This window comes from Vibrio mexicanus, from assembly GCF_001012815.1.
GTDB classification, from domain to species: domain Bacteria; phylum Pseudomonadota; class Gammaproteobacteria; order Enterobacterales; family Vibrionaceae; genus Vibrio; species Vibrio mexicanus.
Window position 1 is genome coordinate 1 of record NZ_JYJP01000108.1, and the last position, 14,664, is coordinate 14,664.

Sequence of the window (14,664 nt, forward strand, 5' to 3'; positions counted from 1 at the left end):
CTTTATATTCATACCTCCTACGTTCATGCAATTGCCTTGAGTGTTCGTCTTGTCCAAAGTTTATCAATCACTTTGATATAGCGGTATGAATTTCAATTAAGTTGATATTTTTCTTTGAATAAATTGATTCCAATTAGATCAAAACTACAATTACTAGTAACTTAGCCGAACAGTGGTTTCATCGTAATGCTGTCGAAATATTTGCAGAAGTATGTGTGGTTAGTCGTAGGGTTGTATTCACCGTTTTTGAGTGCTGAAAATACGATTACAATGGCCTTCAATAAGGACCCAGCTGTTAACCCTCAATATGAATTTTACCTAAAACTTTATACTGAAGCATTTGAAGCAATAGGCTTTCAATTTGATTATGAGTTTCTTCCCAGTGCACGTGCGACACAGATGGCTGATCACGGAAGGCTAGATGGGGAACCTCAACGAGTATATGGCTATGCGCAACGAAGTCCAAACCAAGTCAGAGTAGAGGAAGCTATTTTTACTAATCGAACTTTGGCTTATTCAATGGATCCAACATTAAAACTCGATGACCTCGAGTCGTTGCGTAATACTGACTTCAAAGTAGACTATCTTTCAGGTTCAGTTTGGAGTCAAAAGCACCTTGAATCGGTGGTTGATGTACGCAACCTTAGGGCAGTAGATAATCCTCATCAAGGGTTTATGAAATTAGTGAAGAATCGGTCAGACCTATTTGTTGTTTTGGAAGTAATCGGGAATAGAATACTGCATACTAGCTTTAAGCAAGAACCAACTATTCATGTGGTAGCGGAAATAGGCAGTAATTTGTCATACCCATACTTACATAAACAACACAGAGCACTTGTCCCTCAACTTGAGCAAGCTTTACGTGATATGAAAAGTAGTGGCCGATACAAGGAACTCTTATACCAAACGATGCCTTACCTAAATAAGCTTTAAAGGAGTCGCTCTATGGTCGCCGCTTGCTAATATTATGAGGCGGAACCCCAAAAGCACGTTTAAATGCATTGGTAAAATTGGATGGGTGTTGATAGCCCGCCTCATAAGCGGCTTCTGTTATCCCCATTAACCCTCTTTCAAGCTTATGCTTGGCGATCTCTAGCCTGCGATGGCGAATGTAACCATTAATTGTTACCTTGCTGGTCTGTTTGAACCGTCGCTGCAAGCTAGATACACTCATAGAAAACTTGTCGGCTAGTGTTTCTAAACTCAGTTCTTGCGACAGATGCGTTTCGATATAGCGAATAACGTTTTCAATCTTTTCATCACCGTGATGGGTCGTCGCTCCTGTTGGTTTGGCCTCTTTCATTTGCGGAAGCTGGCTAAAAACTTGGTGCAACATCTGATGGGTATGGGATTCAAGTTCTAGTTTGGCTTCGAAGGTTTGAGGGCAGTTATTGTTTATCATGCTGTTAGCTAGCATAGCGATGTCTTCATTCACATCGATTTCATGAGATCCGAGATGATTTTCTATGAACTCGTAAAACATAGAGTCGTTGGGTAAGCGGCGACGTATCCAATCTGGTTTGATGGATATGTTGAGTTTTCTGACTTCGTTATCGGCAATCAACTGGCGGTGGAAACTTACCGGCTTTGCCAAGTTCACAATGGTACCCGTTGGTCGTTCTTCAGCATTTAAATAAAAGTTGGCGTTATCGAAACCAAATTTGAGCTCGCCCTTTAGAAGAATGACGATACTAAGGGAGGGCATAGCGCTTGAGATAACATGAGAAGCTGTCAGTTCTCGACTCTCGCCTCCATGGAGATAAATGCTTTCACTGTAACGATAAGATAAGAAGTCTCCCTCCACCAACGCCGCCGGCTTTTTCGTGCCACGAGAGACGATGACTTGCTTTTCTGTTTCTTCAATTTTCTCAGTTAACGCCACTGTTGTGGGTTTACGGCGTTTTTGATAATTCAAATCCATCTGACCATTCCTAATAAGCCATGTGCATTTCCGCATAGGTAAAGAGGCTTTTTATTCATAGAAATGAAACTTATCATAACTGCGAATTATTATCATTAACATTTATTTTAAGCAGGAAAGAGTTCATGGAAAGGTTGCAACATGTAACAGTTAAACCCACGGTATTGTCTATGGCGATTGGCTTAGCGCTATCAGTACCGGTCGTTGCACAAGAAAACACGTCAGATGTAGAAAAAATGACGGTATGGGGCACGCAAGTGACCAGTAGCAGTGAATCGATTCTGGCAGGTGATATGTCGCTGAAACAAGCGGATCACATGTCGGATCTATTGCGTGATATTCCTGGTGTTGATGTGGGTGGTACTCACTCGGTAAACCAGCGCATCACAATCCGTGGTTTGGGTGAAACGGACTTGGACATTCGTCTGGATGGTGCATCGCAACATGCAAATATGTTTCACCACATTGGTAACCTCACATTAAACCCAGACATTCTAAAATCCGCAGATATCCAAGTGGGTAACAACTCTGTGACGCAAGGCGGTCTTGGTGGTTCGGTCTACTTTGAAACGAAAGATGCAAAAGACTTACTCCGCTACGACGAAAACTTCGGTGCGCGACTGTTTGGTGCCTATGCATCTAACGACAGCAACAAGGCTCTCTGACGCTTTACGGCATGTTGGGTGAAAACGTCGATGCCATGGTATATGGTCACTACGTAACACGAGAAAACTTCAAAGACGGTGATGGCGTTGAGACATTCGGCGCCGCAGGCGATGTATCTAACATCTTAGCCAAAATCGGGTTTGAACCAAGCGATGCACACCGATTCGAGTTATCTTTCGATATGTACCGAGATAGCGGCGATTACAGTCCACGTCCTGATATGGCCGGCAGTGCAAACGTTGGGCTTTCTAAAGATAAGCTGATCCCAACAGATTACGACCGTAATACGTTTACTTTGAGTTATGAACTTACGGGTGAATCAGCTAAGGGTAAGGTGGCTGTATATTCTAGCGAAACGGATATTTCTCGTGATGAGTCAGTGATGGCTCCGGCTTGGCCAACTCCTCGCGTTGGCGTAAACACAGCTGACAACAATAACTCGGGTATCAATGCCAAGTTCCAAACTGACTTCACGTTAGCGTCATTTGAAAACACGGTGACTTACGGTGCTGATTACATCGACCAAGAAACCTCTAGCAGCTATAGCGGCACTGAGTTTATGAAGGAAAGCACGGTGACGACGGCTGTGTTTGCGGAAGATAAGATTTACCTTGTTCCAAACTTCGCGGTTACAGCAGGCTTGCGTTTTGAAGAAGTTGAACGCAAAGCGATGACATCGAACAAGACGTTTGACGAAGTGACTTGGGCGTTGGGCGCAGACTGGGGTGTGACTGAAGATATCACTCTATTTGCAAGCGCACGTTCATTGTTCAAAGGCCCTGAACTGCTTGAAACCTACATTCGTTATCAAGACGTTGCTTACTTAGCGGATGACATTAAACCTGAGACAGGTTTGAACTCACAAGGTGGCGTGAAATTCGACAAGTACTTTGATGAACACTTTGTTGGTGCCAACTTGACGGTATTCCAAACAGACATCGACGATTACGTTACAGAGTCGTTCAACCGCGCTGGTGGTAGCTACGAAATCTACAACTTAGGTGATGTTGAGATTAAAGGTTTTGAAGCATCGGTCTCTTATGGTTATGAAGTATTTAACAGTAAGCTTTCTTATGCTAAGTCTGATATGAAAGACAAAACCAACGGTGGTCCAGTAGCGGGCGGCAACGGTCGCAGCATGGACGTAGGTGACAGCATTTCCCTAGCACTTGATTACCAAGCAGATTCAATTGATACCTTGTTTGGTTGGACGTCCATTATCGTGAAAGATGAGGATAACGTGTTTGAAGGTTCCCCTATTAAAGAAGGTTATGACGTTCACAACCTATACGCGCAATGGTTACCAAGTGATATTGATGGGCTGTCTGTGACATTCGGTATTGATAACCTATTTGATGAAACATACACATCTCATGCCTCACGATCGGGCGAAGCTCGTGGCCACACCTTGGATGATTACGAACCGGGCCGTAACTACAAGCTTTCTTTAGCTTACCAATACTAATTACTAAATAAGAATCGAAGCGGCTTCTCTCGCGAGGAGCCGTTTTTTACATAGAGGCAATATGTACACAGAAACAACATCGATCCAATCGGAACATGCAGCTAAATACTTAGTTACCCTATGCCGACACTTCGCACGAAAAGTGCCTGCGACTTGGAGCGATACAGAAGGCAGCGTTGAGTTTCCAGTCGGCAGCACGAAAATGCGCTTTGACGAAGGAAGCAGTTCGCTAGTGATTGTGTGTCAATCAGAGGATTCTGAAAAGCTAGAGATGCAGAAATCTATCATCGCCAGTCATGTAGAGATGTTTTCCCGACGAGAGCCTATTCAGCTAACTTGGCAGTCCGTATAAAGACCTAACTATAGAAACAATGGTCTAAAGCTTTAGCTGCGCGAGTCTGTTAAACCAGTCCGTCCTTTATGGGCTCGCGTGGCTATTTTATTAAATATTGTAAATATATTGGTTCTGAGATTTCTATATTAATATCGCTGACTGATAGTCGTTTCATAGTCATTAATTATGTAGCTTGTTTTAATTCTATTAACCGATTCTTGTGATGAAATATTTGATACTGACATCACACTTAATAGTGAAAGTTGGAGAATTGCTACCTATACTAGTATATGTTTTACGGTGAACCCTCCTTAATAGTTGGTAGGGACATGAGCGATAGGAACATCCGATGAATATGTACCTAAAATGGCAATCTACTTCTTGGCTGACTCAGTCAGCGTGGTATACACGTGACTATCAGCTCTCATTCCGCCTGTCTTCAGAATAGTCACCTCCTATTCCTTGTGCAGCCACCCTTATTCAAGAGTGCGCTGTTAAATCTGTGAGCAGTCGCGAGCCATATTAATTATGGTTTGTCGTGAATTGTTTGAACAGAACAATTAAATCTACTCACTAGTATTCAATGAGCCTTATATTTTTGGCTCAGGTATTTCTTCGTCTCAAACATTTTCAATAACTTTCTTCCTGAATATTGACAGCCGAAACAGTTATCTTGAGACGATAATAAAGAGGTTACTATGGATAATTTCAAGCACTTACCAGAACCGTTTCGCATCCGAGTTGTTGAACCTGTTAAACGCACGACAAGAGAGTATCGAGAAGCGGCGATTTTGAAAGCGGGAATGAACCCATTTTTGTTAGACAGTGAAGATGTGTTTATCGACCTATTGACAGACAGCGGCACGGGCTCGATTACGCAAAATATGCAGGCGGCGATGTTGATGGGTGATGAGGCGTACAGTGGTAGCCGAAGCTATCATGCACTTGCCGATGCGGTAAAAGACATCTTTGGTTATGAGTTAACAATGCCAACTCACCAAGGACGTGGCGCTGAGCAAATCTATATTCCAGTCTTAATCAAAAAGCGCGAGTTAGAAAAAGGGCTTGATCGAGAAAAGATGGTGGCTTTATCGAATTACTTCTTCGACACCACCCAGGGACACACCCAAATTAACTGTTGCGTGGCTAAAAACGTCTATACCGAAGAAGCGTTCGATACGTCCGTTAATGCTGATTTTAAAGGCAACTTCGATCTTGAAAAGTTAGAGCAAGCGATCATCGACGCTGAGCCCGCAAATGTGCCTTATATCGTGAGTACCATTACGTGTAACTCTGCTGGTGGACAGCCAGTCTCGATAGCCAACTTGAAAGCGGTGTATGAGATTGCAAAAAAATACGATATTCCTGTCATTATGGATTCAGCGCGATTTGCAGAGAATGCGTACTTTATTCAGCAACGCGAACAAGGCTATAAAGATTGGAGCATCCAAGCGATTACCAAAGAAGCGTATAAGTATGCTGATGGGCTTGCCATGTCTGCAAAGAAAGATGCAATGGTGCAGATGGGAGGGCTATTGTGTTTCAAAGACGAATCAATGATGGATGTGTACACTGAGTGTCGCACTTTGTGCGTGGTTCAAGAGGGCTTTCCAACCTATGGCGGGCTTGAAGGTGGTGCGATGGAGCGATTGGCAGTTGGCCTATATGATGGCATGAGACAAGAGTGGCTCGAGTATCGCATTGCTCAAATTCAATATTTGGTTGATGGGTTAGAGAGATTGGGTATTGTTTGCCAGCAGGCGGGTGGTCATGCGGCGTTTGTGGATGCGGGTAAGCTGTTACCTCACATTCCAGCCACTCAGTTTCCGGCACACGCGTTAGCTTGTGAGCTGTACAAAGTGGCTGGGATTCGTGCCGTAGAGATAGGTTCACTACTGCTTGGCCGTGACCCTGTCACTAAGGAGCAGTTGCGCTCGCCGGCCGAATTACTACGTTTAACGATACCTAGGGCGACTTACACACAAACACATATGGACTTTATTATCGAGGCTTTTGAGAAAGTGAAGCAGAATGCGCCCAACGTTAAGGGATTAGATTTCACCTATGAGCCTGAAGTATTGCGCCATTTTACCGCTCGATTCCAAGAGGCAGACAGTCAAGCTCTGGATATTTACCAAAATCCAAAGCGTGAAGATGTCATGAGCTAAAAAAAGCGCCTCAACATGTTGAGGCGCAAAAGTTTTCGCTAGGGGGCGAATTCGTTTTATTGACCAAACACTTGATGCATGGTCACTTCATCACTGACAGGGCTGTTAGGAAACGCTTTGTTTGTTTCAGAGTTTACTTGGGCAAACTGCATCGTTGATGAGCAACCTGCAACGAAACCTACCAAAATAAGAGAGAACATAATCTTTTTCATAAGTTAATCCTTTAACTTGCTAACACAGGATGGGTTACTCCCATCACGCTCTTTATCTTCCTTATTGCTCTTTGAGTGTAGTCATTGGTCATTGCTTTATAGGCAATTGGTTTAATAATTGTGATCTTGATTCAAGGTTGATGGGTTTTTTAAGGTATTGATAATATTAACTATTTATCATACTTATTGTTGACTCGTGCTTATATTTGTCATGAGTATGAACTATTTAGAGAGCGAGTTAGTATAATTAACTAGGAATGGAATAAACCTCTTATAAGTGGTGCCCTAAAGTTTAGCTAGCATGATATTGGAGTGATATGTGCATCAAGCTTTGTTAAAGAACCCTAAAGTGCGTTTGGCCTTTTTTATGCTGGTTCCGGTTGCAATGATGGCTTGCACGGAAAATAGTGTTCTTCCATTCGAGAAATACAAACAGCGCCTTGCCAACGTTTTGGACACGCCAGTACCTGAAGCAGGTGAACACACCCACTTTTCTTTGCCTTCCACACGACAGCTCTATCGAGAGCCATCTTCGGTTACGATTGGCCTGCTAGACAGTTATGAGTTGAGAAACTGCGGTTTGTTGGAGTTGATATCAGAGCGCAATTCGATTCTTGGCAAAGTTTCCGACCCCTTCCGTCTGTATGACTACCAAGTTAAATTCATTACAACAGCAATAAAATGTTTAAAACAAGAGTCACTCAATGAAAACATTAAAGTAACCTTGTCAGAAGCGCTTGTGTTGAAGCAGCAGGAGCTCAATAGTGTTTACCTCTCCAATCTGATTTGGACCTCAGAGGCAATGAAAGCCCAATGGGCAGGGTACGTTTGGCTGTCGGATTCGGACTTACACCACAGCAGCCAAGTGCAAGAGTCGTTAGCAACAATAGAGTCGGCATTTATCTTTGCCGAACGAGGTGAGTGGGACAAAATTCCGAGCCTTACTCGTCACCAAGAAACACTCGAAAAGCAGGGTGGATTGGGGCGATTGGTGTACTCACTAGAATCTGCGACGTTTGAGCTTGCTGAGCTCAATGAGTTTATCCAAGCGAATTTCCCTAACGTGACCTGTGGGCCTAAGCGTGACAATACACAATTCGAGTATCTCAACAATGTTATGCATCAGCAATATATTGAAGCGATACAACCTAAATTGGCAAAACTAAATCAGCTCTACTACGAGTTTCAAAAGCCGGCGGGTGTTTTTAAGTCCGATGCACTCAGTTATCAATTGAGCTTAGAGCAATACCACGTTGCTTTTCATCGTGAGATTTTGGCGCATGTTGATCACTGGAAACAACTATCCGAGCGCTGTCGCTAACGCAGTGAGTCGGTTCAACGCTCATTTAAGTAGCTTCTAACTTTGTTACTGGTACTGGCTATACGGGCTAGAATGTCTTGGTGTTCGGTTTTATCTGCGTGATGTGCAACGTAGCTTGCAGTGCGCAGAACATCTCGCCAGCGTGGTTTTTTCGGCAACGTCTGCTCTAGGAAATATTTGTCCATGGTGCGGGTTTGCGCCGAGCTTCTATCGAGGTAAACGCTCCAAATCTTGCTTTGCTCTGCAAGTGTGACTTTTGAGCCACCTGTTGATTCCTGCCAAACCGTTAGTGAATCGTTCATGATGGTAACAAGGTTCTTACGGTATTCCGATTCTAGGCAAGCATTGTCTGTTTGTTCGAGATATGCCGCTGTTGAATGGGCGGCAGAAGAGACAGTAATCAGTATGTGCCATTCAATATTTTGTGCGTGACCTGTCTTAAATAGCTGCGCAGAAACTGACTGTACCTTGCCGTCTTTGAAGTGAAGCTCAATTGTACTATGTCTAGATAGATCTCTTTGCTCATCATTAGGGGCGGTGTGCTGGCTAAAGTTAAACGCTTGGCCATCTTGTTGTCGAATGAAGTCATTAATATCACAGCCTACTAACTCTTGGTATTCGACGCCAAAGGTCGTCAGTGCTGCTGGATTAGCAAAAGTCACTTGATTAAACGTGTTCACACTTAGGATCGCATCATCAATTTTTTCGAGCAATTGCTGCATTCTCCCCTGACCAGCTTTGAGATGCGCCTCTGTTTCGAGGTGCTTCGCAACTTCTAGCTTGAGCAAGCGGTTCTCTTCCAAGTTCCTTTCTGCTTGATTCGCTTTTAGCAGATGGCTGACACGCGCCAGTAATTCATGCTGCAAGAACGGTTTGCGTAGGTAGTCGTCCACGCCAGATTCGAAGCTTTGTAGTAAGTCTTTCGTTTGCCCTTTTGCGGTTAGGAGTAAAATAGGCAGGCTTGACAGCCTTTCGTCTTCGCGAATTTTCTTTGCCATCGATAAACCACTGATCTGCGGCATCATGAGATCAAGTATTATGAGGTCGACACGATTGTGATTCAGATAGTCCAAAGCTTGGTGCCCATCGGTAAACAGTATGACTTGATAATCCGCAAGGCTTAGCTGGTTATGGAGAACTTGAAGGTTAAGCATTTCATCGTCAACCACAAGTATCGTGCCTAGGCTAGATGCTCTCTGGCCTTCCTGATTACTCTCAATGAGATCAGTTTCTAAATGACTCGCATAAGACGGCCATTGATAGTGGGTCGAATCAGGGCCTTCACACTGATGGTTTTCTTCAAGCTGTGCTTGGTCAATCAGTGGCAGATCGAAGCTAAAACAGCTTCCTTCACCAAGTTGGCTTTCTACCTTAAGCTGACCTCCCATCAATGTCACCAGCTGCGAAGATATAGCCAGGCCTAAGCCACTGCCATTCTTAGAGCGAGTGTTGCCTAGGTTCACCTGCGTGAAAGGATCGAAAATATCGTCATGATGGTCTGCTTCAATACCAATTCCAGTATCGGTAACAGAGATAGCCACTTGCTGAGAGGAAGGCTGAGTTAATGCTACGGTAATCGTACCTGACTCGGTAAACTTAATCGCATTACTCAGTAAGTTGTGCACCACTTGCTCAAGTCGAATAGTATCGGCATAAGCAATCAGCTTTTCGGGTGGGGAAATTAACTCTACCTTTAATTCTTTATCGCCAAGTAATGATTGAGAAAGAGAGACAACGCTCTCCATGCTTCGTTTGACATCAACAGCACCGAGCTCGACTCTGAGCTTGTTGTTTTTGATCTTATGAAAATCGAGCAGATCATCGACGAGGTGAGAGAGTCGTTGAGCGCCGCTCAACATAATAGAAAGCTGCTGTTTTTGCTTTGTCTCAAGTGGGCCGGCTATGCCATCCATCATAGATTGACCGATACCAATGACGCCTGTTAAGGGTGTTCGCAGTTCATGGGACGTATTGGCAAGAAACTCATCTTTGATTTTGTCGGCGTGGATTAAGGCACTATTTTGGTTGTCGATAAGCTCGACTTTCTCTTCTAACTGCTTATTTTTGTCGTTTATGACTTCTATCTGGCGTCGAACCGCTTTTGCCATGACGTCAAATCGTGAGGCCAAGCGTCCTATTTCATCTTTGCGGTGCGCGCCAACAATTGGTGGAAGAGTTTCCCCATAGGTCAATGATTCGGTAGCGTTCATCAAGGAATCAAGAGGTTGAGTTAGCGAGCGTGACAGCCAGTAGATCATGCCAACAACCACGGCGACAAACAGAGCGCCGATGAGAATGATTTGTTGGCCAAACTTGCGGCTGGTTGCCTGAGCTTGACTCTCGTCTTGCTCCACCACGATCGACCAACGTAGATCACCGATATCTACAAATCCATAAGCGGACAGTACAGGCTCAAACACATAGTTGAATGTGCTCATGACACCCTCTTCGCCACTTTGCGCTCGTTTTATGGTTTCGAGATCAAGGCGAGTGGGTTGGGCATCCTCAATCTCATTATCATAAAAAGAGGGAAGGGGATGCATCAGATCAGAAATTGCCTGAGACTGTTCATTAACGACATACACCTCAGTGGCTGGGCCGAGTTCACTCACCTCGGTGAGTAAGTGCGTGAGTGACTGGCTCGGCAGAACATAAATGATGTAACCCGATACTCGCGAATGGTTGTTCAGCGGCGAGATAAAATAGGCACTCATCTGGTCGACAATAGGGTCGAAGCGAAAATCTGTAAAATGGCTGATTTCCTTGTCGGGATCACCATGAATTGCAGGGTCGTTGGAAGGAATGACTTGCTGCGCGCGGCTGAACGCTTCAGAAAGAGGGCTTTGACTAAACGTTGAACTGGTGAGATTACTGCCAAAATAAGCGTCTTTATTGTAGCTGTATAGCACCTGTCCATTTAGGTCGACGAGTAAGATATCACTAAATTCACTGCGCTCGATAAACTGACTGAACCCTGTGTTAAATCGATTGTGCACCTGCTCGTAACTGCCAGATGTACCGGGAACCGTCATAGGCACAGATTTAAAATTCTTATGCTCTAAATAGCTTGTGCGCAGAATATTGGCAGCGGTTTCTGATTCTGGGGCAATCAACCTAAATGCGTAGGGAAAGCCGTAGAACTGACTCATTGAATAGCTGACAAAGTCGGTGTCGCTGTGATGATAGATTTGCTGCTTTAGCGTTTCGATATGTTGATTAATAGCGGCACGTTTGGCTTGAGCCAATGAAAATAGGTTCTCATAAACCTGCTGTTGATTGCTTTTGATAAATGAAGAGTAAAAAACACTCGAAATCAGCACCATAGGTGCGAGAGAGAGGAGCAAGAAGACCAGAATCAACTTGTTTCTAAAACTGATGTTTCGCAACTGACTGATCAAGTTGTACCTAGCTCCGTGGTGTAAGTGACAAGTTTGTAAGCCAGTTTTTATGAGCTACCGAGAACAATAAAGAAAAATCGTTAATATCGGCCTTATTTCTTGAACTGGTTCAAATCAAAGCAAAAATAGGTTTGTACTCTGCAATAACAAGGAAAACGTATGCAATCGAACAACCCTCCAAATCGTTCAAGGTCGGCGCTGGTTATTGGCTTTCCTGGGACTGAATTTACTGAGCAACAGTTGGCTTTTATTCGTGAACACCGTCCATTTGGTTTGATGATTACTCGTGAAAACATCGTTACCAAAAAACAGCTCGCGAACGTGATTCAAACCTTCAAAGAGGCGGTTGGAGAAGAGCTGGCGATGGTCACCACAGACCAAGAAGGTGGGCGTATCCAGTACCTTCAAGGCGAAGAGTGGCAGTGTTACCCAATCTACGGAGATTTTAAGGAGCTGGCCGATAAGGATTTGGATTTGGCGAGATTGGCGGCGTACGAGACTAGCCTTGCCATGGCGACAGAAATGGCCGAACTCGGATTTAATGCCAACTGTGGTCCTGTGTTGGACTTAGTGGTGAGCGGCGCCGATGCGGTGATGTCTAACCGCTGTTTCCATCCCGACCCAAAAATCGCCGCGGAACTGGCAAAGGTTTATGTACAAGGCCATATGGATGCAGGCGTGATGCCAATGCTCAAGCATATCCCCGGTCATGGCCGTGCGACTGAGGACAGCCACAAAACACGACCTGTCATCGATGCGCCATTGAGTGAGTTGGACAAAACAGACTTCTACCCATTTACACAGCTCAATAACGCCCCAATGGCTATGGTCGCTCACTTAGTGATTTCTGAAGTTGACGATAAGCCCGCCTCTATTTCTGCGAAAACAGTGGAGTCTTTGATTCGCAAGCGCATAGGCTTCACTGGCAGTCTAATCTCCGATTGCGTCTATATGGAGAGTTTGAGGGGGCCGCTTGAGGAGCGCTGCAAACAGGTACAAGATGCTGGGGTGGATTTAGTGTTGTCATGTCATGGTGACGTCGAGGATTGGATTAAGTGGGAGAGCAATTTAAGACCACTTTCCCAAGAGAGCCTTGCGAGACTTGAGCGCTCTATGCTGACGACAGCTGAGGAGAAGGTTGGCAATGATGTCGACATTAGTCGCTTGATGAAAAATGTGAATCTTGCGCTCGAAAGCTAGTGAAAGCATAGGGAACTATTTAGGAATACTTATCTATTTAAGCGCCATAACTGTGATGAGTATGGCGCTTTGTTAGTAAAGTGTAAATTTGACTTATTTTATTTAAAACAATTACTTATATTCTATATTTACGTTTTTGACGCTAGTTTTACGAGTTTTTACTTTGCTGGTTTTGGATTACACATGCTTGAATGACCTTGAGCTGTAACACGCAGCCCAACTTGCTTACGCCCTCGGTAAGGAATTGGGCCACGATAATGAAAACAGAGAAATTCAAGGAACTGAAAAATGACCATGAAGAGACTTCTTTTAACCTCGACCATCGCAAGTGCTTTAGCGGGTGCTGCAATGATGCCTTCGCTTGCTGCTGCAGATAACTCAGGTGCCACGAGTGAAAAATCGGTACTGAACATTGCACCGCGAATGAGAACCTCTTGGGTACGCAACTTTAACCCTTACAATAAAACGACTTTTCTACCGACAACCAACGAGTTTGTTTATGAGCCGTTGGCCATTTACAACCTCATGCAGGGCGGTAAGGTCCACTATCGTTTGGCTGAGTCAATTGAATATGCAGACGATCTTAAATCGGTAACGTTCAAAATTCGTGATGGGGTGAAGTGGTCAGATGGTAAGCCATTTACGGCTAAAGATGTTCTATTTAGTTTCAATTTAATCAAAGAGCACGGTGCACTTGATAATCGCTCGATTTGGGAGCGTATTGACGGCATTGAACTGGTCGGCGAAAACTCGGTGAAATTCAGCTTACCCCAGCCTGATGGCGGGGCGGCTATCGAGATTGTTCAAGTACCTGTTGTGCCAGAGCACGTATGGAAAGATGTTGAAGAACCGGTCTCGTTTACTAATGAAAACCCGGTTGGCACTGGCCCAATGACGGAAATTGAGCGTTTTACGCCACGTCTTTACGTACAATGTCGAAACCCACACTATTGGGATAATGACAACCTACAAGTCGACTGTCTGCGTTTGCCACAGTTAGCAAATAATGACCAAGTACTGGCACTTGCCCAGCGCGGCGAGTTGGACTGGTTTGGTTCGTTCCTACCTGACATCGATAAAACTTACGTGGCTAGCGACCAAGACCACCATAAATACTGGTTCCCGGCTGGATCCATGGTGGCATTTAACTTTAACCTAGCGTCTGACCATGAAGGCAACAATCAAGCGTTCAACAACGTTGATTTCCGCCGCGCAATGTCCATGGTTATGGATCGCCAAGCGATGGTAAACATTGCAGGTTACGGTTACCCAACAATCAACGAATACCCGTCAGGTCTAGGCGCGGCGTACCACGTTTGGAATAACGATAAAGTTGATCAAGAGTTTGGTCAATACACCAAATACAACATTAAGGCTGCGAAGAAGTTACTTGCTGATGCAGGCTTTAAAGACACGACAGGCGATGGTTATATTAACAATGCCGATGGCTCTAAGATTGAGTTCAACGTGATTGTGCCAAATGGTTGGACAGATTGGGTGAACACCGTTCAAATCGCTGTTGAAGGTATGCAAGAAGTAGGGGTGAACGCTAAAGTTCAAACTCCTGAGGCACCCGCTTGGACTGCCGCTCTGATTGATGGCAGCTACCAAGCCGCAATCAACTCGTACTTCCCAGGTATCACGCCGCACTACATGTTTAACACAGCGTTTAACAGTAGCCAAGAAGGGGCTTCACGCTTCTCTGCGACGAGATTTAATCAGCCAGAACTGGATAAGTTGCTAGATAGCTTCTACCTAACTATCGACAACAACAAGCAGCGCAAAGTGATGGATGACATTCAGCTAGTGGTTGCAGAGAACATGCCGTATGTACCTGTGTTCAACAACCCAATCTGGTATCAGTACAACGAGACTCGATTTGAAGGGTTCTTCAGTGCCGACAACCCAGTAGCGCGTCCACAGATACACCAGAAGTGCCTGAGCGTCTGCTGCACCTTCTGAGCATTAAACCGAAATCA

9 protein-coding genes and 1 pseudogene are annotated in these 14,664 nt (G+C 44.6%); 7 read left to right on the plus strand and 3 right to left on the minus strand.

Annotation, left to right across the window (positions count from 1 at the left end):
- The first annotated feature begins 213 nt into the window (after positions 1-213).
- Positions 214-933: a substrate-binding periplasmic protein gene (locus tag UA76_RS16075; RefSeq protein WP_162198959.1), complete on the plus strand. Its 720-nt coding sequence runs from the start codon at positions 214-216 to the stop codon at positions 931-933.
- 10 nt (positions 934-943) lie between these two features.
- On the opposite strand, the gene UA76_RS16080 is transcribed toward UA76_RS16075, so the two are convergent.
- On the minus strand, positions 944-1,921 hold the full coding sequence (locus tag UA76_RS16080) for a helix-turn-helix domain-containing protein (RefSeq protein ID WP_047048237.1): 978 nt from the start codon (positions 1,919-1,921) through the stop codon (positions 944-946).
- A 125-nt stretch (positions 1,922-2,046) separates the two neighbouring features.
- Here UA76_RS16080 and UA76_RS16085 point away from each other — a divergent pair.
- The 3 genes and pseudogenes from UA76_RS16085 to tnaA all read left to right on the plus strand — a co-directional run bounded on the left by UA76_RS16085 (position 2,047) and on the right by tnaA (position 6,554).
- Positions 2,047-4,052 (plus strand): annotated as a pseudogene (locus UA76_RS16085) (TonB-dependent siderophore receptor).
- 61 nt (positions 4,053-4,113) lie between these two features.
- Positions 4,114-4,404 carry a DUF2218 domain-containing protein gene (locus UA76_RS16090; protein WP_047048240.1) on the plus strand — a complete coding sequence of 97 codons (291 nt, stop codon included), beginning with the start codon at positions 4,114-4,116 and terminating at the stop codon, positions 4,402-4,404.
- Between the two features lie 680 nt (positions 4,405-5,084).
- Complete coding sequence (gene tnaA / locus UA76_RS16095; RefSeq protein ID WP_047048241.1) at positions 5,085-6,554, plus strand: tryptophanase; 1,470 nt, start codon at positions 5,085-5,087, stop codon at positions 6,552-6,554.
- Between the two features lie 56 nt (positions 6,555-6,610).
- Here the strand turns inward: tnaA and UA76_RS23710 are convergent, their stop codons facing one another.
- On the minus strand, positions 6,611-6,766 hold the full coding sequence (locus UA76_RS23710; protein ID WP_157617654.1) for a hypothetical protein: 156 nt from the start codon (positions 6,764-6,766) through the stop codon (positions 6,611-6,613).
- A 319-nt stretch (positions 6,767-7,085) separates the two neighbouring features.
- On the opposite strand from UA76_RS23710, the gene UA76_RS16100 reads away from it, so the two are divergent.
- The gene (locus UA76_RS16100; protein ID WP_052772077.1) at positions 7,086-8,087 is read left to right on the plus strand and encodes a DUF3080 family protein; all 1,002 of its coding nucleotides are present in this window, start codon (positions 7,086-7,088) and stop codon (positions 8,085-8,087) included.
- A 14-nt stretch (positions 8,088-8,101) separates the two neighbouring features.
- Here the strand turns inward: UA76_RS16100 and UA76_RS16105 are convergent, their stop codons facing one another.
- On the minus strand, positions 8,102-11,485 hold the full coding sequence (locus UA76_RS16105; protein ID WP_047048244.1) for an ATP-binding protein: 3,384 nt from the start codon (positions 11,483-11,485) through the stop codon (positions 8,102-8,104).
- Positions 11,486-11,644: 159 nt separating this feature from the next.
- Here UA76_RS16105 and UA76_RS16110 point away from each other — a divergent pair, with 159 nt between their 5' ends.
- Complete coding sequence (locus UA76_RS16110) at positions 11,645-12,685, plus strand: glycoside hydrolase family 3 N-terminal domain-containing protein (RefSeq protein ID WP_047048247.1); 1,041 nt, start codon at positions 11,645-11,647, stop codon at positions 12,683-12,685.
- A gap of 288 nt (positions 12,686-12,973) precedes the next feature.
- On the plus strand, positions 12,974-14,647 hold the full coding sequence (locus UA76_RS16115) for an ABC transporter substrate-binding protein (RefSeq protein ID WP_202906954.1): 1,674 nt from the start codon (positions 12,974-12,976) through the stop codon (positions 14,645-14,647).
- Positions 14,648-14,664: the final 17 nt, after the last annotated feature.